Source organism: Halorubrum amylolyticum, assembly GCF_004114995.1.
Classification (GTDB): Archaea; Halobacteriota; Halobacteria; order Halobacteriales; family Haloferacaceae; genus Halorubrum; species Halorubrum amylolyticum.
This window is the reverse complement of the sequence record NZ_SDJP01000015.1, coordinates 22,114-46,351: the sequence shown is the minus strand read 5'-3', so window position 1 is coordinate 46,351 and position 24,238 is coordinate 22,114. Positions and strand designations below refer to the sequence as shown.

The following is a 24,238-nucleotide window of genomic DNA, read 5'->3' as shown; positions in this document are numbered from 1 at the left end:
GACGCCGACGACCTCAGGGGCGGGCGCCCGCCACCTCGGCTCGATCGGAACGCGGCCTCGTTCCCGCGGCTATCAGGTCCATGCGCTCCGGTAGACTCCCCGCCGAATTGAACGTTTCCGTGGATCGCCGGGAGGCGATCGCCTCGATCGGGCGGGGCTCGGCGAAGCGGGGCGCGAACCGTCTCGGCGATCAGACGAGTATCTGAATGTCGGCGTCGGCCATGTCCCGGAGGGCGGTGGCCGCGCCGACGCCCGTGGTGACGCCGTCGTAGAAGTCCTCCTCGTCGTAGTCCAGCAGGTCGATCGTCATCTGGCAGGCCTGGAACTCCACGCCCATCTCGAGGCTCGTCTCGATGAGTTCCTCGACGGTTGCGGTGTCGTTGTCCGCGATCTTCTTCTCCATCATCCTCGTCGTCACGCGGTCCATGCCCGGGAGCGCCGCGATGGCGTTCGGCACGGGCATGTTGGGGTTGCCGACGGAGCTCAGCTTGAGCTTCTTCGAGCGCTCCTCGTGGAGGACGTCCAGCCCCCAGAACGTGTGGAAGACGGTCACCTCGTAGCCGAACGCGGCCGCGGTGCTCGCGAGGATGAGCGGCGGGTACGCCATGTCCAGCGTCCCCTTCGTCGCGATGATGCTCATCTTCCTGCCGTCGTCGTCACCGGTGGCCTCGGCGAGCGCGTCCTCCAGCTCCTCGACTCGCGCGGCGAGCTCCGCACGCGAGGGCGCGTCGTCCTCCGCCGGCGCGTCGGCCGACGCGTCGGGTGCGTCCGTGCTCATCGTCACTCCGTCCTGCGGACGTAGTGTTTGTACACGTCGTCGCCCTCCTCCTGATCGACGAGCTCGACGCCCTCGGTTCCGGCGGCCCACCCGTCGATGTCGCTCACGCTTCCGGGGTCGGTCGCCAGCACTTCGAGGACTTCGCCCTCGGAGAGGTCGTCGATGGCCGTCTTCGTCTTCACCACTGGCATGGGACACGATGCGCCTGTCACGTCGAGCGTCTCCGTACTGTCGAATTCAGCACTCATTGGTTGTCCGCTCCGTTAGTCTGTCTTGGAGCTATCGCACAATACCCCTCTCCGACTAAAAGATTGTCGATTATTGTGAGTATAGATAACTACTGGTGAAGGTGAAGAGACGCAGATGAGAGCATTAGCCATGTATTAGACGTTATATCGAGGTATAGTGTGTAGATATCGCTAATAGTATTGTTTAGAATAGGAACTTCTATGCGAATCCTTTTGTGCGTCTATCCGGTAGGAACGACCGCACAACATGAACGCCGACGACTTCCCGACGCCGGATGTCGACGTCGACTCCGTCGACCCGGAATCGCTCAAAGACCGCATCGACGCCGGCGAGGAGGTTACGCTCCTCGACGCGCGCATGCAATCGGACTACGAGGAGTGGCGCATCGACGGCGAGAACGTCACGTCGATCAACGTCCCGTACTTCGAGTTCCTCGAGGACGACATCGACGACGACGTCCTCGATCGGATTCCCGACGACCGCGAAGTGACCGTCCTCTGCGCGAAGGGCGGCGCCAGCGAGTTCGTCGCCGGCACGCTCGCGGAGCGCGGCTACGACGTCGACCACCTCGAAGACGGGATGAACGGCTGGGCGGGCATCTACGAGGCCGTCGAGGTCGGGGGCTACGACGGCGCCGGCACGCTCCTCCAGTACCAGCGTCCGTCCTCGGGCTGTCTCGGCTACCTGCTGTACGACGACGACGAAGCTGCGATCATCGATCCGCTTCGCGCGTTCACCGATCGCTACCTCGCCGACGCCGCGGAGCTGGGCGTCGACCTGCAGTACGCGCTGGACACCCACGTCCACGCCGACCACATCTCGGGCGTCCGAGAACTCGCGGAGTTCTCGGGCTCGTCGCGAGCGGAGCGAAGCGACGATGTGCGCGACCTCGACGACGAGGGCGTCGAGGGCGTCATCCCCGAGGCCGCCGTCGACCGCGGCGTCACCTACGCGGACGAACTGACGACCGCGGCGGACGGCGACACCTTCCAGGTCGGCGACGCGACCATCGAGGCCGTCTCCACGCCCGGCCACACCACCGGGATGACCTCGTACCTCGTCGACGGGAGCCTGCTCGCGACCGGCGACGGGCTGTTCGTCGAGAGCGTCGCCCGCCCCGACCTCGAGGAGGGCGACGAGGGCGCGCCGGACGCCGCGCGCACCCTCTACGAGTCCCTGCAGGAGCGCGTGCTGACGCTGCCCGACGACACGCTCGTCGGTGGCGCGCACTTCAGCGACGTTGCCGAGCCCGCCACCGACGGCACCTACACCGCACCCATCGGCGAGCTGGTCGCGGAGATGGACGCGCTCACGATGGACGAGGACGACTTCGTCGACCTGATCCTCTCGGACACGCCGCCGCGGCCGGCCAACTACGAGGACATCATCGCGACGAACCTCGGGCGGAACGCCGTCGACGACGACGAAGCGTTCACCCTGGAGCTCGGCCCGAACAACTGCGCAGCCAGTCAGGACTCGCTCGCGGGTGACTGACGACGCCGATGGTGATTGACGCACTCCCGCTCCTGGCGGCCGCCGACCTGTTCCCCAACGGGATCGGCCGGTACGCCGTCGGCGGCCTGCTGGTCGGCCTCGGGACCGTCCTGATCTACGTCGGAACGGGAATCCCGGCCGGGGCGAGTACGTTCCTGGAGTCCACGCTGTCGTACGTCTCCGGGCAGTCGCGCTTCCAGCAGTACGTCTCGTCGCGGGACTGGCGAGTCGTGTTCACGCTCGGCATCGTCCTCGGCGGCTTCGCGTTCGCCGCGACGTTTCAGTCCGGTCTGGTCACGAGCCCGCTGTACGAGCCCGGAACGACCGGCCGGCTGTACGAGGTCGCCGGCGTGACGCTCTGGACGACCGACGTCCAGCCCTGGCGGCTGTTCCTGGGCGGCATCCTGGTCGGGGTGGGCACCCGGGTCGGGAAGGGCTGTACGTCCGGCCACGGCGTCTGCGGCGTCGGCTCCGCGTCGAAGACGTCGCTCGTCGGCGTCGCGACGTTCCTCACCGTCGCCGTCGGGACCGCACAGGTCGTCTCCGCCCTCGGGGTGAGCCCGTGATGCGCGAGACGCGAGCGGAGCGAGGCGCGAGCGGAGCGAGGGCCTCGGAGAGCGAACGGCGAACGGACGCGAGCCGTGAGCAGCGAGCGTCTCGAACTGCGCGAACGGGAGCGACCGGAGGGAGCGACACGTGAGCGACGACAGACATCCGCTGTTCGAGCCGCTGGTATTCGTCGGCGGCCTGATCTTCGGGTTCGGGCTCGGGTTCAGTCAGATGGCACGTCCGGAGGTCGTCCTGAATTTCCTCCAGTTCGAGGACTTCGGGCTGCTGTTCGTGATGTTCGGCGCGGCAGTCGTCTCCGGCATCACCTTCGCGCTGCTGCCCCGGATTCGGGACGCGGCGCCCCTTACGGGCGACCGCTACGAGCGACGCCTGAAGCCGTTCGACCGGAACGTCCTCGTCGGCGGCGCCGTCTTCGGCGTCGGCTGGGGGCTGTCCGGCATCTGTCCGGGCGCGGCGTACGCGAGCCTCGGCGTCGGAAACGTCGCCATCCTCTGGGCGCTCGCCGGGATGTTCCTCGGTGCGTACGCGCAGGGCCACTGGCGGAGCCGCAGCCAAGCGCGTGACACCGCCGCGACGGGCACAGACTAACTCACACATGGACCCCGCTCTCGTCGTCCTCTTCGTCGGCACAGCGCTCGCCAGCCTGTTCATGGCGTGGGTCATCGGCGCCGGGTCGAGTGGTGCGACGCCGTACGCCCCCGCCGTCGGCGCGAACGCGATCGGGACGATGCGGGCCGCCTTTCTCGTCGGCATTTTCGGCTTCGCCGGCGCCGTCGCGCAGGGCGGCAACGTCTCGGAAGCCGTCGGCGGCGGCCTCGTCGGCGGCATCAGTCTGCCGGTCGCCGGCGTCATCCTCGTGCTCGTGCTGGGCGCGGGGTTGATGGCGGTCGGTATCACGACCGGCTATCCGATCGCGACCGCGTTCACCGTGACCGGCGCCGTCATCGGCGTCGGGCTCGCCCTCGGCGGGACGCCGGTCTGGTCGAAGTACCGGCAGATCGCCGTCGTCTGGGCGCTGACGCCGTTCGTCGGCGGGGGCATCGCGTTCGCCATCGCCAGCGTCCTCCCGCGTCCCGGCGTCCCCGAACGGTACAGTATACCAGTCCTCGCCGGCCTCGTCGGGACCGTCCTCGTGAACGTCCAGTTCAGCTTCCTGAGAGAGGGGAGCGCGGCGGGAACCCTCCGCGGTCTCGGCCAGCGGGCGCTGGCGGTCGACGGGCTCGCGTCGGCGGTCGGTGTTACGGGCCTCGCGGCGCTGGCCGTCGCCGGCGTCGTCTGGTGGGACGTGGGTCGCGACGAACGCGGCGGCCTGCGACGCGTCCTGCTCGCGCTTGGGTCACTGGTGGCGTTCTCCGCGGGCGGGAGTCAGGTCGGACTCGCCGTCGGGCCGCTGCTGCCGTTGCTCGACGATGTGGGGATGGTCTCGACGTTCGCCGTGCTCGTCGGCGGCGGCCTCGGAATGCTCGTCGGCTCGTGGACCGGCGCGCCGCGGATGATCAAGTCGCTCGCTCAGGACTACTCGTCGCTCGGACCGCGGCGCTCAATCTCGGCGCTCGTGCCGTCGTTTTTGATCGCACAGCTGGCGGTCCTGCTGGGCGTCCCGGTGTCGTTCAACGAGATCGTCGTCAGCGCCATCATCGGGAGCGGCGCGGCTGTCGGCGGTCGGGAGGCGGTGGACGCGCGAAAAATCCTCGTGACGGTGGGAGCGTGGGCGGGGTCGTTCCTCCTCTCATTCGCGCTCGCGTACGCCGTCGCGTTCCTCCTGCCGTGAATTGCGGTCTGCGCCGCCGGCGTCCGAGCCCCGCCGAGCGCCGACAACACAGGTTTGTTCGGTTGGTACAGAGGCCGACAATCGAGCGTACACCGGCCGGTCTCTGAGGCTGCCGGTGGCGATGCGTTCTTCGTAAGTTATCGGTACTCCGGGGGAGGGTATCCGAATATAGTATTGTACAGTATTCCCAAAATAATCATAGACTCGAAGCGGATGGGTGATATCGAGCGGAAATGTTCCAACAGCGAATTACCGCGTTCGGACGTCGGAGGGTGGGTCGATGGCAGGACTAGAGATCCCCGCGTGGGACCCGGAGACGGCCTTGCTTATCGGCACGATCTACTGGAAGCATTCGTGTTGTACGTGGGCTACGGCGGCCTCGAACGGCTCTTCGGGCTCCATCTCATGAGTTAGACTACCCCGCCCCGTCGCGGTCGGAAGCGGGATGGCGTTCGTCTTCGGGACGGTCGTCATCGCGACGCCGAAACAGCACGACCTCGGGCAGGTCGACGACAAGCCCGGCGCGATCATGATCACCGGGACGACGATCGGTATCGAGGCCGGGCGTGCCAGCGTCTACTACCTCGAGTCGCTGGGACTCGCCGGCGGTATCATCAGCGTCGCCTACGTCGTCCTCCTCGGCGGCGTCGGGGCGATGGTTACCCGTAACGCCTTGAACAGTGGCGGTGGCGGTGGGATCGACCACGGGGCGGCCGATCAGGACCTCAGCGAGTACGAGATTCCCGACATCGCCAAGACGATTCAGCAGACCGTTCTGATTCCGCCGATGGTGACGCTCCGCGGCGACGTCCGCGTCTCCGCGTGGGTCATCACGGCCGTCGCGTCGCGACCGGTCTCCTGTCGGGCTTTCTCGGCGTCGGCGGCGGCTTCATCCGGATGCCGGCGATGATCTACGCGATCGGCGTCCCGGTTCCCGTCGCCGTCGGGACGGACCTGTTCGAGATCGTCTTCTCCGGTGGCCTCGGGAGTTACCTCTACGGACAGGGCGGCGGCGGCGTCGACCTCGGTATCGTCGTCCCGCTGCTGTTCGGGAGCGCACTCGGGGCGCGTATCGGCTCCGCCGCGACCGCCGTCGTCGACGCCGACGGCATCAAGATCTACTTCGGCGGGATGCTACTAATCGGCGCCACCGCGGTGGGTATCGGCGAGATCGGTTCCTCCCTCGGCAACCCGACTCTCGAACTGCTCGGGCTGGTGCTCGTCGTCGGCGCGGCGGTCGTCGTCGCGCTCGCGCTCCTCTACACGGCGATCTCGTCGCTCCGTGAGACGCGTCGCCAGGGGATCGCGGCTGCGGACTGACCCGCTTTGAGCGCCGAGCCCGTCCCACCCGCCTCGGCTCATCACGAAATTGTGCGATCTGTGCAAAGTCTTTTACTACCTCAGTGCCTACGCAGCACCGATAACAATGCCAGATTCGATGTCTGAGCAGCTCCGTCGGGACATGGAGTGCGAGGGGTTACTGGAGTGTTTCCACGGTCTCAAGGAGCTCGACAAGCAGTGTTTCCGGGCGCTCGTCGAGGCCGAGGAGCCGCTGACCGTCGACGATATCGCCGACGCGGTCGACCGCGAACGCTCGACCGCCTACCGCGCCGTCCAGCGGCTGCTCCAGACGGGCTTCATCGAGAAGGACCAGATCAACTACGATCAGGGCGGCTACTACCACGTCTACTCGCCGACCGACCCCTCGCAGATCGCCGACGACATGCAGCGGATGCTCAACGACTGGTACGCGAAGATGGGCCAGCTCATCCAGGAGTTCGAGACCAAGTACGACCGGTCCGAAGCGGCTTCCACCGCCGCCGAGAGCTGATCGGGGGCCAGCGCGTACACCGTCATCTCTCTGCCTTTCTCGGAGTACCGCGTCCCGGCCTGCGTGACCAGTTCCGCCTCACAGAGGCGGTCGAGGTGGTACGAGACGTTCTGTACCGACTGGCCGACCGAGTCCGGGATCTCCGACGCCGCCCTCGGGTCCGGATCGAGCGCGCTCAGGATCTCCTGTGCCGTCTCGGAGGAGAGAACCTGCAGCACGTCCGTCGGTCCATTCGCTCGGTGCCACCGTCGAGTATGTCGACGCGACAGACACGGATGCCGTCGAAGTCGCGGTACCTAACACCTCACCCTCCGGGGACTCCGGACATTCCCGCTCCGGATGGATCGGCATGGGACTAATGCGGCTAAGATTGCGACGTATCTTGACGATCATCCGGCGGTGGTACAGGTCAACTACCCCGGACTACCGGACCACCCACAACACGAGCTGGCACAGAACCAGATGGACGGGTTCGGTGGTATCGTCTCGTTCGAAGTTGACGCGACGGAAGCCGAGACGCGGGCAGTCCTCGAAGAACTCGAGGTGTTCACGCTGGCCGTTAGTCTGGGCGGGACGGAGTCGCTCATCGATCACCCGACAACGATGTCCGCGTCGTATCTCTCCGACGAAGAGCGCGAAGCCGCTGGAATCCCGGACTCCCTGATTCGGATCCCCGTCGGTATCGAGCGCGTCGACGATCTGATCGCGGATCTCGATCGGGCCCTCGCGAACCGTTAGAGACCGGCCGGATGCGGGGAGGGAGTCGCGCTGGCTCGGGGGTCGTAGCCGGCCGGTGGGTGGACTCAGGCGTCGTCTGTGTCGGGATCGAACTCGATCGGATTCCGGGGGAGATCATCGACGAACTCTCGAATTATCGTCCGTTCAACACGGTGGAGAACCTCGCTGCAAGTGGATTTCGCGATCCCGACCTCGTCAGCGAGTTCGGTTAGCGTACAGGTGCGTGGCACGTCGTAGTAGCCGCGGTCGACCGCCTCGAACAACACTTCTCGCTGCCGCTCAGTGAGCGACTCACCGGGATTCAACCGCTGTTGAACGTACTCGACGTCGAACTCCGCGCCGACACCACGGAGCATTTTCCCAAAGTCGGCGACGCGCTCGTGGGTACCCGTGATGTCGATCCGAGCCACACCGTTCTCTATCTCCACAGGCATCTCGATCGGGATACCGGCCTGCCGTGCGGCCGCCATCAACAGCGGTGCGTGCGCCTCGACGTGAACGGTGGCGACTCCGTCGCTCAACGCCATTACCGAGACTTCTTCGATCGTGTCGTGGGCCTCTATCGCGTCCAGAATTTCATCGATATCCTCAGCGGTGATCTTCACGAGCGCGAACCCCGCACCGTCTCCGGGGGTCGCACTAAGTACCTGTATCCGCGCCTCTGGGAACTCCCGAGAGACCTCACCGACCCACGGTCCGTCTGGGAGATCAACGTTGAGCCGAGCCTGTGCCATATCGACCATTCGCTGTCACCGGGGAAATGGATTCGTCTTCATGTCCCGACCACATTATGAACAGATTCGTCAAATTGGAGGCGAGCAGAGATCCTCACGTCGGTTTGGATATGGGTGCCGCTTCGTATCTCACGGCGAGAGAGTCGCCCTATCCCTTTTCAGCCTTCTGCGAAAATATTAGAATACATACAGGAATTCCGATTAGCATGACAAACACAAAACCGGAGATAGCGTTGGGACGAACATGTTCATGTCAGATCGGCTCTGTCGATCAACTAATCACTTCCACCTTCGTCGTCGGGCGACAGAACCCTGAACGGTCGCATCATGTCGTGGTCCTCGTGTTCGATCATGTGACAGTGCCACATGTAGTCCCCCGTCTGATCGGAGAATAGCCCCTCGAACTCCCCGAAGTGCACGATTACGTGCACCACGTCGCCCGGGTCGACGGTGACCACGTCGTTCCACCCGAGTTCGTACGACTCGGGGCCGTCAAGCGCGTCCAGATCGATGTCGTCTTCGGCCGGATCGTAATCAGCGGCCGACTGTCGTCCCAACACCTGGAAGTGAACGAGATGGAGATGCATCGGGTGGGACATCCCCGTGAAGTTGGCGAGACTCCAGATCTCGGTGTCGCCGAGCGTCGGCGTCTCGGTGACCGGATCCGTGAGTTCGAACCCGGTCTTCTCGTTGCGCGTGCCGAGTGCGTAGAGCGGTCGATCGTACTCGTCCGTTTGCCGCGCGAGCGTGAGGTACCGTTCGGTGTCGACGGACTCCATCGAGATCTCGGGGACTTGCGTCAATTTGTCCGGGAGTTGCATGGGCTCCGGTTCGCTTTCCGCGGCTGCTACGTCGATCAGCATGACCTCCGGGAGGGGTTCAGCGCCGTCCGCCTCGATCCCACTCGTGCCGCGATACTTCGCCGGGGCATCGTTATGCAGGAGCAGGGTCTCGCCCGCGTACTCGCTGAAGTCGACGACGACGTCCGCACGCTGGCTCGATCCGAGTTCGAGGCGGTCGGCGGTCTCGACCGGCTCCGAGAGGAGCCCGCCGTCGTTCCCGATCTGGACGAACGGCGGCCCCGAATCGCCCATGTCACCTGATTCCTCGTCGTATTCGAGCAGCTTGAGGTCGTAGTATCGGCTGTTAGCCCCGTTGAGCAGACGGAACCGATACTGTTCGGGATCGACGGACAACCGGGGCCACGCCTTCCCGTTGACCGTCGACGTGTCGCCGTAGAACTGCGGGACGATGCTCGGATCGGGTCGCGAGCCGTCTTCATCTTCCTGTGTCCCCGGGACGTCCGTGGGGTAGTACAACGAGCCGTCCTCGTTGAAACTCCGATCCTGTAACACGAGCGGGATTTCGTTGTCACCCGTCGGAAGGTCGAGCTCTCGCTCGTGATCGCTCCGGAGCAGATAGAACCCTGCGAGGCCAGCATAGACGTTCAGCCGCGTGATGCCGAGCGAGTGGTCGTGGTACCAGAGGGTCGCCGGCGGCTGGTCGTTCGCGTAGTAGTAGTCCTTCTTCTCGAAGTCAGGACCCGTCTGCTCGAAGTCGCGGGTGAACCACGCCTGCGGTTTCCCGTCGCTCTCGTGTTCGACGTTACCACCGTGGAGGTGAGGGACGACGCGGGCGCCCGGCTCGTCGTACGGGATGATGTCGCCGTGGATCGTCGGATCTTCCGGGAGCAGGTGTTCGTCCGGGAGGTGATTCTGCCACCGAACGTAGATCGGTTCGCCCTGCTCGGCTTCGATCGTCGGCCCGGGAAACTGGCCGCCGTAGCCCCACAGGGTCGTCGGCGGGAGGTCACGGTGGAGATTTTGTTCAATCTCGGCCATCTCCACCTCGTAGTGGGGCTGACCATCTTTCGTTCCACCCGGTTCGATGACGCCCGGGCGGGGTACCTCATCGACCCACCGATCGAGATCCGGTGACGTATGGGTCGCGTTGGATACTCCGTCGGGTTCTTCCGCCTCTTCTGCAGCTACCGGGGCGCCGATACTCTTCCCGGCACAGCCCGCGAGTGCCGCGGTACCGGTGATACCCACGGCTGCGAGAAATCGCCGCCGTGCAACATCACTTCGGGATCTTTCAGCCTTGTCGTCCATCACGTACACGCTAGCCAGTTCATGCAAATAGGGGATCGGGAAAACCCCATTTAATGAGGATTAGTCCGAACATGTTCGCCGACAAAAACGGGGTCTCAGGATCGAAAGTCCTCCCTCGACAACTGAGCCGACGAATATCCTCTCCGTTCAACCCTCCCAGACCAAGACGCCGGACAAGCTACCTGAATCGAAAGCGGGACAGCGTTCTAGCGTATTCGGTCTATCGATGTTTGTTTCACCCATGTTGTGACCAGATAAAACAAAACGGGAGGTAAAGAGTGCACGGGACCGGATTTGAACCGTGGCGAGAAATGCTCGCTCACTCCGTTCGCTGCGCCTTTCTCGCGGGGCTCAAATCCGCTCCTGCTCCCTCGCTCAGTCACTACGCTCCTTCGCTCAGTGCGCGGGACCGGATTTGAACCGGCGGACCCCTACGGGATAGCGTCCTAAGCGCTACGCCTTTGGCCTGGCTCGGCAACCCGCGCGCGACCGAGCGTAGGCGGAACCGACTCAAGAACCTGACGGACGCCGCGGGAGGGCGACCGATCGCGTCTCACATTCCCATGTCGGCGGCGGCCTCGGGGACCGGGAGGTCTGGGACGGCGACGCCGAGCAGCTCGGCGGCGTGATCGAGCGCCATGTCGAGCCCGTAGTACCGTTCCAGCTCGTCGCCGGTCGGTCCCGGTCGGACCTTCAGCATCGCGTAGCCGTCGACGTTCTGGGCGACGGTCGCCTCCCGCCCGTCGATCGAGAAGGTGAGGAGCCGCTCGCCGCCGGTCTCCTCGTAGCGCGCCGCGATTCCGTCCCCTTCGCCTCCCGTCGTGTCGCTCATGCGCACGGTACGCTCCGGTCCCTGTCGTATCTGTCGGTCGGCGGGGTCGCTGTCGATCGATCGGCTCTCCGCCCCCGACCTACCGTGGGTCCCACCCGTGGAACGCCGTCCCCGGCTCCAGTTCGAGGTCGAACGCGTCGATGAGCCCGCCGAGGGCCTCGTACCCGCTCGCGGCCGCGGCGATACCGACGACCGCCTCGTCGTCGTACCGGGCGGCAACCTCGTCGTGGACGACCGCGTCGACCTCGCCGCGGACGACCGCGAGCGCGTACTCGACGAGCGCCGTCTCGTCGCCGTCGAGGGGACCGCGGTCGCCCGCTCCGACCGCGGCGATGACCTCGTCGTCGATCCCGACCCCGCGGGCGATGTTGACGTGCTGGTGCCACTCGTAGCGGTTCGTCGTCTCGCGGGCGACCGCGAGGATCACCAGCTCTCGCTCGCGGTCCGAGAGCCCGCTGTCGGTCCACAGCGAGCCGAGAAACGACCGCAGCCCCGCGAGCACCGCAGGGTTGTTGCCGATCGACTGGTAGACGTGCAGGGGCTTCCCCTGTAGCGACGACTCCAGCAACTCCTCGTACTCGTCCGGCACGTCCGACGCGTCGACGTAGGGTACGCGGGCCATGGCTGCGTCTCGCCGCCCGCGGTGATAGGCTTGTGCGACTCGGTAGCGTTCGCCGCGATCGGCGCGGCCGGCACGGTCAGCGGAACGCGGTGCCGCCGCTCGCCCGGATGGTAAGCTTAAGGGACGGCACGGCCCTACCGGTGACAATGAGTACCGAAGTGTCGTGGCGGCGAGCGTGGGTGATCGCCGCGCGGCCGCAGACGCTCCCCGCGGCGGCGGCGCCGGTGATCGTCGGCGTCGGGCTCGCGGTTCACGACGGGGCGTTCGCCCCGCTGCCCGCGGTCGCGGCGCTCGTCGGCGCGGCGCTGATTCAGGTCGGGACCAACTTCGCGAACGACTACTACGACGCGATTCAGGGCGCGGACACCGACGCCCGCGAGGGGTTCACCCGCGTCGTCGCCAGCGGCCTCATCGAGCCCGCGGAGGTGAAGCGGGCGATGTGGCTCACGTTCGCGGCCGCGATCCTCGTGGGGACTTCCCTCGTGTACGTCGGGGGCGTCCCGATCCTCGCGATCGGGCTCGCCTCGGTCGCCGCCGGGATCGCGTACACCGGTGGACCCTACCCGCTCGGCTACCACGGGCTCGGGGACCTGTTCGTGTTCGTCTTCTTCGGCGTGATCGCCGTCACGGGCACCTACTACGTGCAAGCCGCGGCGCTCGCGGGCGAGGCGTTCCCCCTGTTGCCCCCGGAGGGAACGGTCACCCTCGCGGCCGTCGTCGCGAGTCTCCCGGTCGCCGCGCTCTCGACGAACATCCTCGTCGTCAACAACGTCCGCGACTTGGAGGAGGACGCGGAGACGGGCAAGCGCACCCTCGCGGTTCGGTTCGGCTACCGGTTCTCGCGGGGGCAGTTCCTCGCGCTGCTCGCGCTCGCGTACCTCACCCCCCTCTGGTTCCTCGCCGAGGGGTACGGGCTCGCCGCGCTCCTCCCGCTGGCGACGCTCCCGCTCGCGGCCGGCGTCGCCCGCACCGTGCTGACCGAGACCGCCGGCGACGCACTCAATCCGGCCCTCGAATCGACCGGGAAGCTCCTCGCGGCGTACGCGGTCGCGTTCGCCGTCGGGCTCGCGGTCTGACTCCATGCGGCTCCGCCCCTTCTCGCTCGGACTGACGAGCCCCCTCGAAACGGCACGCGGACCCATCGAGCGGCGCGAGGGATTCCTCGTCGCCGTCGATCCCGAATCCAACCCCGAATCCGACCGCGTATCGGTTCCCGCGCCCGGAATCGGCGAGGCGACGCCGCTCCCCGGCTGGACCGAGTCGCGGTCGGCGTGCGAGGCGGCGCTTCGCGAGGTGCGAGTCGGAACCGACGACAGCGACGCCGCGGCGCTCGCGCCCGACGCGCTCGATCGACTCGACCCCACCGAGACGCCGGCCGCGCGCCACGGTCTCTCCCTCGCGCTCGCAGATGCAACCGCCCGCGACGCCGGGCGCTCACTCGCCGAGCATCTCGCGGAGACCGAGGACCGTCCCGAGCCCGCCGAGACGGTCCCGGTCAACGCGACGATCGGCGACGGCGACACGGACGCCACCGTCGACGCGGCCGAGAACGCGGTCGAGCGGGGGTTCGACTGCCTGAAGGTGAAAGCGGGCGCCCGGAGCCTCGACGCCGACATCGACCGCCTCCGGGCCGTTCGGCGGGCGGTCGGCGACGACATTTCCCTCCGAGCCGACGCCAACGGCGCGTGGGACCGGGAGACCGCCGAAAAAGCGGTCGAGCGGCTCGCCCCGCTCGACCTCGCGTACCTCGAACAGCCGCTGCCGGCCGACGACCTCGACGGGGCGGCCGCGCTCCGAGAACGTCAGATCGAAGTGCCGATCGCCCTCGACGAGTCGCTCGCGAGCCGCGGGCTCGACGCGGTCATCGACGCCGGCGCGGCCGACGCCGTCGTCCTGAAACCGATGGCGCTCGGCGGGCCGGACCGAGCGCTGGCGGCGGCGAAGCGCGCACGCGAGGCCGGCGCCAAGCCGGTCGTCACCACCACGGTCGACGCGGTCGTCGCGCGCACCGCGGCGGTCCACGTCGCCGCCGCGATTCCGGAGGTGGCCCCCTGCGGGCTCGCCACCGGCTCGCTGCTCGACGCGGACCTCGCACCTGACCCCTGTCCGGTCTCGGACGGCGCGGTGACGGTGCCGAGCGCGCCCGGGCTCGCCGGCGACGCCTTCGACGACCTGCCGTAGCTCGGCGTCGACGACGAGAGTCGCAGGCGCGAAGGCGAACTCGGCGGAGTCCGCTCGCGGCGGAGGGAAGGGGCTTTTACCGCCACCGCCGAAGAGACGGGTATGAGCGAGTGGACAGACGCGATCGTCGGTGAGCGCATGACCGTCGACAACCAGTTTACCGACCGAGTGTCGGGCTCGCGGTTCTCCAGTCAGGAGTGGGGGCTGATCATGACCGCGACCGAGTTCGAGATCGAGGACGCCGACGACCCCGAGGACGCCCGGATCGTCGCCGACACCTCCAGCCTCCCGGCGATCATGCCGGAGCTGGAGAACGTCCGGTCGCAGGTCGCGGCGATGGGCGGCGCCCCCGGCGGCTCCGGCGGCGGGGGGTCCGGCGGCTCCGGCGGCGGCCTCGTCGACTCGATCAAGGGCGCGCTCGGACTCGGCGGCGGAGGCGGAACCAACGGCCCCTCCGACGAGGAGCTCGACGCGGCCGAGCGGCTCGTCCAGGAGTACGCCGACCAGCTACAGGCGCACCTCGAAGAGGTCGGGAGGTGGGAACAGGTGCGGGTCGCGTATCAGGAGTAAGAGCGGGTAGGGCCGGGTGAGGCCGGCGACGCGGGCGGCGGAGCTTTGCGGTCACGCTCCCGAGACCGCTATTCGAGGTCGCTCCCGCGGAACAGCGTCAGCTCCTCGGCCTCGTAGATGTTGATGAGCTCGCTGACGATCTCGTCGTACTCCTCGTCGTCCATCCGGAGCGCGTCCAGCCGCTCGACCGTCGCCTCGTCGAGGTGGATCTGAGGCATGCGTGGGGGTTCGTCGGCAGCGAAAATAAAAGTTCTCGGTCGTGGCGAACCGCCCCCCACGATTCTGGCTACCTCGCTCGGAGCGTCGTTCTCACGCGCGATCCGTCGGTTCGCTGTCTCCAGAGAGGTGTCGTCGAGCCAACTCCTCGATGTCGGCCTCGGTCCCGACATCTTCCGGCAACAGGAGACGCCCGTTGAGACGGACGATCGAGTCGTCCTGATCGAGGAGCGTGAGCAGCTCGGAGGAGTCGAGTGTCGGTCCGTCGATCCACCCTCTTCCCGACAACTCGCTCGTCGAGTCAAATCTGTCGAAGATCTGTCGCTGTTCGACGCCGAGCCGCGCAAAGAGTGAGAGTACGGACATCCGCTCGATCCGGTGTGCGTTAGAGGAGTCAGACAAGATACGGTTCACCTGCAGCGTCAAAGTGGCGTTGGAAGCGATCACGGCGCCGGGATCACCGACGATCCGTGTCGGGGCCGTGTCTCCGATGGCAGCCAGAGAAACGCTCGTGCCAGTGGGTGCTCCTCCTGCCAGTAACGCAACGAGCGAACGAAACGAGCCGATATCGATCGATTCATCGACGATGATAGACGACAGGCCGCCGTTCTCGACCGTCGAAATCCCGATCGCAGGGTTTCTGGTTTCCTCGAACACGGTTAGTGCCGGGGCTTCGTCGAGGTCGTTGAGGTTGACATCCCCGGCTGCGGTAATGACCCGATGCTGTTTGGTTGGGAGTCCGCACTGTACGATATCGACATCGACGTCGGAGAAGACAGAAGAGACTGCTTCTGCGTCCGGCGATTCGAGGACTTCCCACGATCCAACGTCCTCCGGAATACCCCGATCGGCGATCACGTGGCGGACCGCGCTTCCCCGCTCCGGCGAGCCGACCAGCACGACGACGCTGATCTCTCCTGGTGCGGTTATGGATCTGTCGAGATGGTTCTCGTAGCTTTCACGCGTCAACACCGCGGTTTCGGTGGGAATTGGATCGGTGTCCGGATTTGGAACGAATTCGGCATTGGGGGTGGAATATCCGATGTCGGACCACGGCGATGTCGCGAGCGCGACCGGGTCGTCCGCCGTCGGCTCCGACGATCCCCGAACACGGACCGGAGCGAGAACATGTGCGAGATGGGGAAGCAGCTCCGCGGCTTCGGGAACCGGCCGGAGCACCGCCTCGGTGGGCCACGCCGGCGTGTACGGAATGACGGTCTCCGGGTCGATCTCGAGATACTCCATCAGCCGCTCGCTCATCGACAGCTCAGCGAGATTCGGCGGGTAAAACGGGAGTTCCGCGCCTACCAGGTCGTACTCGTGGCGGTCGGACTCGAAGTACCCATCCGTCCGCGCGAGCGTGTCGAGGAAGAGCCACGTCCGGAGCAGCTCCTCGACGCGCTCTTCGAGCGCGACGCCCTCGGTCGGCAGCGACTCGACGTAGCCGGTGTCGAGCCGGATCGCCGGCGCGTCGCCGACGACGACCCGAGCGCCGAGGTAGTACGCCAGCGTGGAGAGTCGGAAGACGTCGGCGTACGTGGGCCGAACGACGACCTCGACGCCGGTGTCGGGGGTGACGAGCGGGCTCGGGATGTCGAGCTCGTCGCCGACGCGGAGCCGCGGCGGGTACCCGCGGAGCGTCGGCCACGAGCGCTCGGGGGTGAACTCCTTGATCGACGAGCCGAGCACCGACACCGCCTCGGCGAGCGCGGTCGGGTCCTCGGGAACGGTGATCGTCGCCTCCGGCCGAGTGTGCAGCGATCGCGCGCCGACGGTGACGGTGGTCGGGCGGTCGAACGTCAGCTCGACGGCCTCCGAGTCGACCATTCCCGTCGCGGAGACCTCCATATCCGGAATCCGAACGAACGCCTTCGTCACCCCGCTGACGTCGAGGAAGTACGTCGCTCGCGGGAAGTCCATCGACTCGTCGAGCCGCGCGACGAGCTCCCCGTGGGCGTTGCGGAGCATGACGGACGCGTAGGAGGGGATCGAGACCGATTCGGCCTCGAAGCTGACGGCCCGATCGACGGGAACCGGGAACAGGTCGGGCAGCGCCGGCCGCGGTTGCGGCTCCCGATCGAAGCGGAGCGGGAACTCCTCGCCCTCTAAGGCGTCCCGGATACGCAGCGTCCGCCCGTCCGTCTCGAATCCGATCCGACCGTCGATCGAATCGTCGGTCACGACCTTCCGATACTCCGACAACAAATATGAGACTGTCGGTCATCCCCGATATCCGCCGACTTCGGCGCGCTGTAACCAGATTTCACTGCCGCGTGGTAACAAGCGTGACAGCAGCCTTAACATCCGGTGCGCGTGACACGCGAGTATGGACGAGAGGGTCGCGACCGCTCTCCGCGAGGCGTTTCCGGACCGAACCGTCGACCGGACGTTCGGGGTCGGGCCGTCGTGGAACGGCGCCAACGAGACGGTCGGCGTCGCCTTCGCCGACGGGGATCGCGCGTTCTGTAAGGTCGCGGTCGACGACGACGGAACCCGGATCGCCCGCGAGCTGGCCGTGCTCCGGTACCTCGACGCGGAGCGGTCGGTTGCGGGTCCCGGAGTGCTGGCCGGCGACCCGAACGCGTCGGTGCCGTACCTCGCCACCGCGCCGGCGGGCTCCCGCCGGGGTTCGCCGAGCGGCGCCCGGTGTACGAGGTCGTCCGGATGCTCGGGCGCTCGGGCTTCATCGACCAGTGGGCGACGTATCTCGACGAGCCGCTGGAGTCGCTCGTCGACCGGGCGGACGCGGAGCTTCGGGCGCGGCTGGACGCGGTCTGAGCGGTCTCCTTTCGCTCACCGGTTCCACGCCGCGTCGTCGGGGTCTATCCGGCGCTCGCCGCGCTCCAGCGCGTCGATCGCGTCGAGGGCGCTCTCGGGGACCGCGGCGTCGGCCGCGCGCAGGTTCTCGGTCACGTGGTTGCCGGTCGCCTTCGGGATCGGGGTCACGCCGCGAGCGACCGCCCAGCCGAGGGCGAGGATCGACGGGGAGAGGCCGTGGCGGTCGGCGATCGCGAGGAGCTCGTCGTCGTCGAACAGGTCTCCGCGGGCCAGCGGGGAGTAGCCGACGAGCCGGTGGTCGCGCTCGGCCGCGAGCTCGCGGAGCGCCGGCTGTTGGAACTGCGGGTGACACTCCACCTGATGGGCGGCGATCGGCGCGTCGAGGATCTGATCGGCCTCCCGAAACAGCTCCGGCGTGAAGTTCGAGACGCCGACGTGGTCGGTGAGCCCCTCCTCGCAGAGTGCGTCGAACGCCGGGAGCGTCGCCGCCGGGTCGTACGCCCCGGTCGGCCAGTGGGCGTACAGGAGGTCGACGCGGTCGAGCCCCAGCCGGTCGAGGCTCTCGCGGGCGGTCTCGCGGACGTCCTCGGGGGCGAGGTTGTCGGGGTGGACCTTCGTGGCAACGATCACATCGTCGCGGTCGACGTCGGCCGCGGTGATTCCCTCGCCGACGGCCGCCTCGTTGCCGTACATCTGGGCGGTGTCGACGTGGCGGTACCCCGCCTCCAGGGCGGCGGTCACGGTGGCGGCACACTCCGCGGGGTCGTCAAGGCCGGACGTGCCGAGGCCGAGCGGGAGTTCGAGGGGCGGCATGGCTCTCGGTACCGCCCGAGACGGGAAAAGGGCGCGCTCACCGGAACGGATCGCGGGGAGCCGGCCTCGAGGGCGGTGTCGGCCCCCTCGAAGCGTTTTCATCGGGCTGGAAACCTCTCGTCGTTATATGGCCCATAGCGCCCCTACGTACAGACATGACCAACGGGATTCACGTCGAACTCGCGGTCTCGGCCTGCGAGGGCTGTCCCGTGGCCGCGCTCTCGTCGATCACTGCGGTCGAGGAGTTCCGAGTCGACGCCGACGACGCCCGCGTCGAGTTCGTCGCCCCCGACCCGCCCGAGGACCCGCCGAGCGGCCTCGATCTCGTCGAGTTCGCCGGTGAAGCGCACGGCCGCTACGAGATCACCTGTGAGCGTCCCGCGACCGACGGCGGGGTCGCGATCGACGCGCCGGAGGCCGAGACGGGAGCCGACGCCGCCGCCGGTCCGTCCGCGCCGCCGGCCGCGGAACCGTCCTCGGGGGCAGTCGCCGAGGGGTCCTCGGGGGCGACGCCCGAGTCGTCTTCGCCCCCCGCGGGGGAGATCGCCTGCGAGGGCTGCTCGTGCGGCGGGCTCCCGTCGGCGTTCGCGAACTTCCCGGTGTCGCCGCGCCGGAGCGAGATGGAGGACGGCGAGCTGCTCGTCTCGTTCGTGCTGACGGGCCACGAGGAGCTACAGGCGATCGTCGACGAGTGCGAGGCCGCCGGGCTCGGGGTGGAGCTCCGCCGCCTGTGCGTCGATCGCGGAGACCGGAGCGCCGAGGGCGACGCGTGCAGAGATGTCGTCCCGGTCGATCTCGCGGGCGTGACGGATCGACAGGCGGAGGTCGCCGCCGTCGCGGCCGAGAAGGGGTACTTCAACGGCGACGGCGCCTCCGCGGAGGAGATCGCCGCCGATCTCGACCTCGCGAAGTCCACGGTCTCGGAGCACCTCCGGACCGTGACGGACACGCTCTTCTCGCAGGCGTTCGGAGACGGTACTTAAACCTCCGAACAGTTCGCCGCCAGCTATCCGGGGGGTTCGACCGTAGTGATCAGTTGCGGGGTCGAACCCATCGGTTCGGCTCCGGTCACCAATGACTCAGTGGACACAGCTCGGACCGCGGGAACGCGAGCTCCTCGCCGTCCTGCGGCGCGCCGACGACCCCCTCACGGCACGCGACCTGCTCGACGCGGTCGAGGGCCGCGGCGACGACGTCGCGTACACGACGGTCAAGCGGACCGTCGACCGACTCGTCGAGAAGGGGTTCGTCGACCGAGAGTCGGAGCGGTACCGCGGCGGAACGCGGCACCGCTACCGGTTCGACGTCGAGGCCGCCCGCGAGCGACTGGTCCCGGAGTTCGCCGACGAGATCCGGACGGTGCTCGGCGAGCCGGCGATCGAGCGGCTCGCTCGAACGGTCCGAACGGAACGCGACGGCGACGAAGCCGACGCCACCACCCAACAATGACTATAGATCCGAACGCGAGCGACGAGCGGACGGCACGAACCGACGAACACGCCGACGAGCAGTCGGTGGACGCGACCGCGAACGACGCGGAGACGGCGAACGCGACCGCGAACGACGCGGAGACGGCGAACGCGACCGAGACGGGCTCGGAATCGGCGACCGACGAGCCGGAGATCGTCGACGGACGGACGATCGAGCACCTGCTGACCGACCACGAGCGCGACATCGCCTCGACCGCGAAGGGGACCGACGCGACCGCGGCGAAGCGCCCGACCCTCGATCTCCCGCGCCTCGAACTCGGGCGGCGCGACTTCATGAAGGCCGGCGCCGCGGTCGGGGCCATGAGCGGCCTCGCCGGCTGTACGAGCATCCTCGCGGACGAGGAGGGAGGCGACTCGGGCGGCGCGGCCGCCAGCGGCGAGCATAAGGTCGCACCGGGCGAGCACGACGAGTACTACGGGTTCCTCTCCGGCGGTCACACCGGCGAGATCCGTGTCGTCGGACTCCCGTCGATGCGGGAGCTGATGCGGATTCCGGTGTTCCAGGCGGAGAGCGCCCGTGGCTACGGCCACGACGCGAAGTCGAGCCAGATGCTGGAAGAGGAGGGCGACGGCCACGTGTGGGGCGACACCCACCACCCGCGCGTCTCCCAGACCGACAACGACTACGACGGGCGCTGGCTGTTCGTCAACGACAAGGCGAACGGGCGGATGGCCCGCGTCGACCTGGAGTACTTCGAGACGGACGCGATCACGAACGTCCCGAACTGTCAGGGCGTTCACGGCGCGTGTATGCAGCTGCCCGACACGCAGCTCGTCTTCGGCGTCGGCGAGTTCCGCGTGCCGATGCCGAACGACGGACGCGACGTGCAGAGCCCCGACGAGTACGGCTCCGTCCTCACCGCCATCAACCCCGAGACGATGGACGTCGAGTGGCAGGTCGAGGTCGACGGGAACATGGACAACGGGGACGGCGGCAAGGAGGGCCGCTGGTTCTTCGCGACCGGCTACAACAGCGAGGAGGGCGTCACGGAGTCCGAGATGGCCCGATCGGACCGCGACTACGTGAAGGCGTTCGACATCCCCGCGATCTGGGATGCCGTCGAGAACGGCGAGTACGAGGAGATAAGCGGCGTGCCCGTCGTCGACGGGACGATGGACAGCTCGCTGAACGGGGGCGACCGGCCGATCGTCCGGTACGTGGCGACGCCGAAGAGCCCGCACGGCGTCAGCGTGACGCCCGACGGGAACTACGCCATCGCCTCCGGCAAACTCGACCCGACCTGTACGGTCATCGACATCGAAGCGATCGCCGAGGTCGACGATCCGCAGGAGTCCATCGTCGGCCGGCCCCGCGTCGGGATGGGGCCGCTCCACACGGCGTACGACGACCGGGGACACGCGTACACGACCCTGTTCATCGACTCGCAGGTCGTCAAGTGGGACTACGAGGCCGCCGTCGAGGCCGAGGCCGGCTCCGAGGAGCCGATCGTCGAGAAGCACGACGTGCACTACAACCCCGGCCACCTCATCGCCGCGGAGTCGTACACGGCGTCGCCGCAGGGCGACTACCTCGTCTCGCTGAACAAGCTCTCGAAGGACCGGTTCCTTCCGGTCGGGCCGATCCACCCGGAGAACGACCAGCTGTTCCACATCGGCGACGACGAGGCCGGGATGCAGCTGATCAAGGACAAGCCCTCGTACCCCGAACCGCACGACGCCAGCATCGTCCACAAGGACAAGATCGAGCCGGCGAAGACGTGGGACACCGACGACTACGAGATCGACTACGTCGCCGAGGGCGAGGAGTCCTTCGAGCGGGTCGACGACGGTACCGTGGAGATCGAGATGTGGGCGCGCCGCAACGAGTACGCCTTCCCCGAGGTCACGCTGCAGGAGGGCGACGAGGTCCACCTCAAGATATCGAACGTCGAGACCACGAGCGACGTGATCCACTCGATCGCGATTCCGGAGTACGACATCAACCTCGCGCTGGCGCCGCAGGACACCCGTGAGGTGACGTTCACGGCCGACCAGCCCGGCGTGTTCTGGGCGTACTGCGCGTACTTCTGTAGCGCGCTCCACCTGGAGATGCGCTCGCGAATCCTCGTCGAACCGAACGAGTAACGACGCACCGCCGCGCGACCGCAACCCCCCAACCCACCCCCACGCCATGACAGCCTCACTCGACCGACTGACGGAACTCAGACGGGCGCTCCCGGTGACGGCGGCGGCGATGTTCGTCGTCGCCCTGCTGGTGCCCGTCTGGAAGATCGCCTTCGAAGCGCCCCAGTACCCCGACGGGCTGCTCGTCGAGCTGTACGCGTACCCGCGGCTCGGCGGCGACTACGCCGAGGTGCAGGCGCTGAACCACTACGTCGGGTTCTACTACCCGGACCCGGTGTTCGTCGATCCGAACTACGCGGTCCACGCGGACGCGATCGCCGCGCCGGAGTGGATTCTCGGCCCGGTCGTGTTCCTCGCGGTGGCGGCCGCGGGCGTGTTCGTCGCGGTCGCACCGACCGACCGGAAGCTCCGTCTGGGGCTGCTCGGCCAGTTGGCCGGGGCGACGGTGGCGTTCGTGGGGACGTTCGCGATCGTGCAGTACCGGCTGTACCAGGCGGGCCACGCGCTCGGCGAGGACGCCCCGGTCGTCGGAGTCAGGGAGTTCACTCCCCCGCTTCTGGGCGGCTACGAGATCGCCAACATCAGCGGGGTGGCGTGGTTCGGCCCCGGCGGCTACCTCGCCGGGCTCGGCTTCCTGCTCCTGATCGCCGCGTACCTGCTCCGCGACTCGCGGGTCACGATCGGCGAGGCCCCCGGAGCGGTCCATGACCGACTCTCTGACGACCGGGGCGGCGGGAGCGACGGAGACGGCGACCCCGAGACGGTCGGCCCGGCCGCCGAACCGGCCGGCGCGGAGGCCGACGAACCCCTCACAGACGGACAGACGCGGACCGCCGACGGGACGCGGACGGGGGTGAACTGATGTCCCGGCTCCCGTCGATCGGCGGGCTCGTCTCGGCGCGCGCGGCCTTCGTCGCCGCCGCGGTCGTACTCGCGGTCGTCCTCGGCGGCGTCGTCGCGGCGGCCGGCGGGGGGGTCGCCGGGAGCGACGCGGCCGACGCCGGAAACGACAGCGAGCCGGTCGTCGACCCGCCGACGTACGACCCGGACCGCCCGACCGACGCGGGGACCGCGACCCTCGTGCGCGACGGGAGCGACGGCGAAGCCGCCGACACCGAGGCCTACGACGACCTGTCCGCCGCGGTCGACGCCGCGGGTCCGGGCGACACGATCGAACTCGCGGGGGTCTTCGAGCCCGCGGAGACGGTCGTCGTCGACGAGCCGGGGGTGACGATCCGCGCGGAGTCGACCCACGGCGCCCTGATCGACGGGGGCGGCGAGGACACGACGATCGAGGTGCGCGCGGCGAACGCCACGGTCGCGGGCGTCTGGATCGACGACACCGGCGAGGACCTCGAATCGCAGGACGCCGCGGTGTACGTCGCGGAGAACGCCTCGCGGACGACCCTCACGGAGCTGTACCTCACCGACGCCGCGTTCGGCGTCTGGGTCAACGGCGCCGATCGGGTGACGATCGAAGACTCGCGGATCGAGGGGACGCAGGCCCCGCGGTTCGCGAACCGCGGCAACGGGATCAACCTCTGGGAGACGAACGGCACCGAGGTCCGTGACACCGAGATCACCGACGTGCGCGACGGGATCTACTACTCGTGGGCCTCGAACGTCGAGGCGACGGGGAACACGATGTGGGACCTGCGGTACGGCGTCCACTACATGTACTCCGATAACAACCGCCTCGCGGACAACGTCGCCTTCGAGAACGACGTGGGGTACGCGCTGATGGTCAGCGAGGACATCGAGCTGGTCAACAACACCGCGGTCGCGAACCGCGGCAAGAGCGGTCACGGGATTCTGCTCAAGGAAATCGACCGCTCCGTGATCCGCGACAACGACCTCGTCGCCAACGACAAGGGGGTGTTCCTCTACAACGCGCAGGACAACGAGGTGCGCGGGAACCTCCTGTACGCGAACGGCGTGGGGGTCCACCACTCCGCGGGCACGGAGGGAACGGCGGTCGCCGGCAACGGCTTCGTGAACAACGACGAGCAGGTGTTGACGACGACCCGCGAGCTGGTGGCATGGAACGGCACCGACCGCGGGAACTACTGGTCGGACGCGCGCGTCGCCGACACCGACGGCGACGGACTGAGTGACGCGCGACACCGCCCGGCCGGCGCGGCCGAGCGACTGGTGCAGGAGCACCCGGCCGCCGCCGTGTTCGCCGACAGCCCGGCGTTCGACGCGATCCGGCTGGTCGAGAGCCGGTTCCCGGCGGTCGAGAGCGCGGGGGTCATCGACCACCGCCCGCTCGCGAGCCCCACCCACGACATCGAGCCGTATCGCCCGTACGCCGCGGCCGTCGACGCGGCCGCCGAGTACGACGACGAGCCCGGAGACGAACACCACCAGTAACC

At 67.8% G+C, this 24,238-nt stretch carries 22 protein-coding genes, 1 tRNA gene and 5 pseudogenes; 17 read left to right on the top strand and 11 right to left on the bottom strand.

Translation table 11 applies throughout. The annotated features are described in order from the left end of the window. Positions 1-190: 190 nt before the first annotated feature. Positions 191-778 carry a DsrE/DsrF/DrsH-like family protein gene (locus tag ESO89_RS11260; protein WP_128905603.1) on the bottom strand — a complete coding sequence of 196 codons (588 nt, stop codon included), beginning with the start codon at positions 776-778 and terminating at the stop codon, positions 191-193. A 2-nt stretch (positions 779-780) separates the two neighbouring features. Beyond that, entirely contained in the window at positions 781-1,026 is a 246-nt protein-coding gene (locus tag ESO89_RS11255; RefSeq protein ID WP_128905602.1) for a sulfurtransferase TusA family protein, read from the bottom strand. Between the two features lie 247 nt (positions 1,027-1,273). Between ESO89_RS11255 and ESO89_RS11250 the strand changes: the two genes are divergently transcribed. The 7 genes and pseudogenes from ESO89_RS11250 to ESO89_RS11225 all read left to right on the top strand — a co-directional run bounded on the left by ESO89_RS11250 (position 1,274) and on the right by ESO89_RS11225 (position 6,693). Beyond that, positions 1,274-2,521: an MBL fold metallo-hydrolase gene (locus ESO89_RS11250; protein ID WP_128905601.1), complete on the top strand. Its 1,248-nt coding sequence runs from the start codon at positions 1,274-1,276 to the stop codon at positions 2,519-2,521. An 8-nt stretch (positions 2,522-2,529) separates the two neighbouring features. Beyond that, positions 2,530-3,087, top strand: coding sequence for a YeeE/YedE family protein (locus tag ESO89_RS11245; protein ID WP_128905600.1), 558 nt, complete (start codon positions 2,530-2,532; stop codon positions 3,085-3,087). 130 nt (positions 3,088-3,217) lie between these two features. After that, on the top strand, positions 3,218-3,679 hold the full coding sequence (locus ESO89_RS11240) for a YeeE/YedE family protein (protein ID WP_128905599.1): 462 nt from the start codon (positions 3,218-3,220) through the stop codon (positions 3,677-3,679). A 7-nt stretch (positions 3,680-3,686) separates the two neighbouring features. Beyond that, positions 3,687-4,862 (top strand): inorganic phosphate transporter, encoded by a 1,176-nt coding sequence (locus ESO89_RS11235; RefSeq protein WP_128905598.1) that lies wholly within the window; start codon positions 3,687-3,689, stop codon positions 4,860-4,862. A gap of 280 nt (positions 4,863-5,142) precedes the next feature. Next, positions 5,143-5,276 (top strand): annotated as a pseudogene (locus ESO89_RS19500) (DUF7512 family protein). A gap of 4 nt (positions 5,277-5,280) precedes the next feature. Then, positions 5,281-6,182: pseudogene (locus tag ESO89_RS11230) on the top strand (sulfite exporter TauE/SafE family protein); the annotation flags it as partial. A gap of 106 nt (positions 6,183-6,288) precedes the next feature. Continuing rightward, positions 6,289-6,693, top strand: a complete 405-nt coding sequence (locus tag ESO89_RS11225; RefSeq protein WP_128905597.1) for a helix-turn-helix domain-containing protein — start codon at positions 6,289-6,291, stop codon at positions 6,691-6,693. A 71-nt stretch (positions 6,694-6,764) separates the two neighbouring features. Here the strand turns inward: ESO89_RS11225 and ESO89_RS19010 are convergent. Next, a pseudogene (locus tag ESO89_RS19010) lies at positions 6,765-6,911 on the bottom strand (helix-turn-helix domain-containing protein); the annotation flags it as partial. A 97-nt stretch (positions 6,912-7,008) separates the two neighbouring features. Between ESO89_RS19010 and ESO89_RS11215 the strand changes: the two are divergent. Continuing rightward, positions 7,009-7,431, top strand: a pseudogene (locus ESO89_RS11215) (PLP-dependent transferase); the annotation flags it as partial. Between the two features lie 65 nt (positions 7,432-7,496). Here the strand turns inward: ESO89_RS11215 and ESO89_RS11210 are convergent. The 5 genes from ESO89_RS11210 to ESO89_RS11190 all read right to left on the bottom strand — a co-directional run bounded on the left by ESO89_RS11210 (position 7,497) and on the right by ESO89_RS11190 (position 11,730). Beyond that, positions 7,497-8,165 (bottom strand): helix-turn-helix domain-containing protein, encoded by a 669-nt coding sequence (locus tag ESO89_RS11210; RefSeq protein ID WP_128905595.1) that lies wholly within the window; start codon positions 8,163-8,165, stop codon positions 7,497-7,499. A gap of 275 nt (positions 8,166-8,440) precedes the next feature. After that, the gene (locus ESO89_RS11205) at positions 8,441-10,276 is read right to left on the bottom strand and encodes a multicopper oxidase family protein (protein ID WP_128905594.1); all 1,836 of its coding nucleotides are present in this window, start codon (positions 10,274-10,276) and stop codon (positions 8,441-8,443) included. A 400-nt stretch (positions 10,277-10,676) separates the two neighbouring features. After that, a tRNA-Leu gene (locus tag ESO89_RS11200) sits at positions 10,677-10,761 on the bottom strand. Positions 10,762-10,829: 68 nt separating this feature from the next. Continuing rightward, entirely contained in the window at positions 10,830-11,108 is a 279-nt protein-coding gene (locus ESO89_RS11195; protein WP_128905593.1) for a DUF7111 family protein, read from the bottom strand. Between the two features lie 79 nt (positions 11,109-11,187). Next, the gene (locus ESO89_RS11190; protein ID WP_128905592.1) at positions 11,188-11,730 is read right to left on the bottom strand and encodes a carboxymuconolactone decarboxylase family protein; all 543 of its coding nucleotides are present in this window, start codon (positions 11,728-11,730) and stop codon (positions 11,188-11,190) included. A gap of 146 nt (positions 11,731-11,876) precedes the next feature. Between ESO89_RS11190 and ESO89_RS11185 the strand changes: the two genes are divergently transcribed. The 3 genes from ESO89_RS11185 (at position 11,877) to ESO89_RS11175 (ending at position 14,481) form a co-directional block, all read left to right on the top strand. Further along, positions 11,877-12,806, top strand: coding sequence for a 1,4-dihydroxy-2-naphthoate polyprenyltransferase (locus ESO89_RS11185; protein WP_128905591.1), 930 nt, complete (start codon positions 11,877-11,879; stop codon positions 12,804-12,806). 4 nt (positions 12,807-12,810) lie between these two features. Next, positions 12,811-13,911, top strand: coding sequence for a mandelate racemase/muconate lactonizing enzyme family protein (locus ESO89_RS11180; RefSeq protein ID WP_128905590.1), 1,101 nt, complete (start codon positions 12,811-12,813; stop codon positions 13,909-13,911). 102 nt (positions 13,912-14,013) lie between these two features. Next, the gene (locus ESO89_RS11175) at positions 14,014-14,481 is read left to right on the top strand and encodes a DUF5799 family protein (protein ID WP_128905589.1); all 468 of its coding nucleotides are present in this window, start codon (positions 14,014-14,016) and stop codon (positions 14,479-14,481) included. 68 nt (positions 14,482-14,549) lie between these two features. On the opposite strand, the gene ESO89_RS18555 is transcribed toward ESO89_RS11175, so the two are convergent. Both ESO89_RS18555 and ESO89_RS11170 read right to left on the bottom strand, forming a co-directional pair. Further along, positions 14,550-14,699, bottom strand: a complete 150-nt coding sequence (locus ESO89_RS18555) for a DUF7557 family protein (protein WP_164932781.1) — start codon at positions 14,697-14,699, stop codon at positions 14,550-14,552. 91 nt (positions 14,700-14,790) lie between these two features. Next, positions 14,791-16,878, bottom strand: coding sequence for a hypothetical protein (locus ESO89_RS11170; protein ID WP_128905588.1), 2,088 nt, complete (start codon positions 16,876-16,878; stop codon positions 14,791-14,793). Between the two features lie 145 nt (positions 16,879-17,023). Between ESO89_RS11170 and ESO89_RS11165 the strand changes: the two are divergent. Beyond that, positions 17,024-17,475, top strand: a pseudogene (locus tag ESO89_RS11165) (hypothetical protein). A 15-nt stretch (positions 17,476-17,490) separates the two neighbouring features. Here ESO89_RS11165 and ESO89_RS11160 read toward each other — a convergent pair. After that, a complete protein-coding gene (locus ESO89_RS11160) occupies positions 17,491-18,288 on the bottom strand; it encodes an aldo/keto reductase (RefSeq protein ID WP_128905587.1) in 798 nt (265 codons plus the stop codon). A 155-nt stretch (positions 18,289-18,443) separates the two neighbouring features. Between ESO89_RS11160 and ESO89_RS11155 the strand changes: the two genes are divergently transcribed. The 5 genes from ESO89_RS11155 to nosD all read left to right on the top strand — a co-directional run bounded on the left by ESO89_RS11155 (position 18,444) and on the right by nosD (position 24,236). Continuing rightward, positions 18,444-19,271, top strand: a complete 828-nt coding sequence (locus tag ESO89_RS11155) for a helix-turn-helix domain-containing protein (RefSeq protein WP_128905586.1) — start codon at positions 18,444-18,446, stop codon at positions 19,269-19,271. 91 nt (positions 19,272-19,362) lie between these two features. Further along, on the top strand, positions 19,363-19,737 hold the full coding sequence (locus tag ESO89_RS11150; protein ID WP_128905585.1) for a BlaI/MecI/CopY family transcriptional regulator: 375 nt from the start codon (positions 19,363-19,365) through the stop codon (positions 19,735-19,737). Then, positions 19,734-21,863: a TAT-dependent nitrous-oxide reductase gene (nosZ, locus tag ESO89_RS11145; RefSeq protein WP_128905584.1), complete on the top strand. Its 2,130-nt coding sequence runs from the start codon at positions 19,734-19,736 to the stop codon at positions 21,861-21,863. Before ESO89_RS11150 ends, nosZ begins: the two co-directional genes overlap by 4 nt. Before the next feature lie 46 nt (positions 21,864-21,909). Next, positions 21,910-22,725, top strand: a complete 816-nt coding sequence (locus tag ESO89_RS11140) for a hypothetical protein (RefSeq protein WP_128905583.1) — start codon at positions 21,910-21,912, stop codon at positions 22,723-22,725. After that, a complete protein-coding gene (gene nosD, locus ESO89_RS11135; RefSeq protein WP_128905582.1) occupies positions 22,725-24,236 on the top strand; it encodes a nitrous oxide reductase family maturation protein NosD in 1,512 nt (503 codons plus the stop codon). Before ESO89_RS11140 ends, nosD begins: the two co-directional genes overlap by 1 nt. Positions 24,237-24,238: the final 2 nt, after the last annotated feature.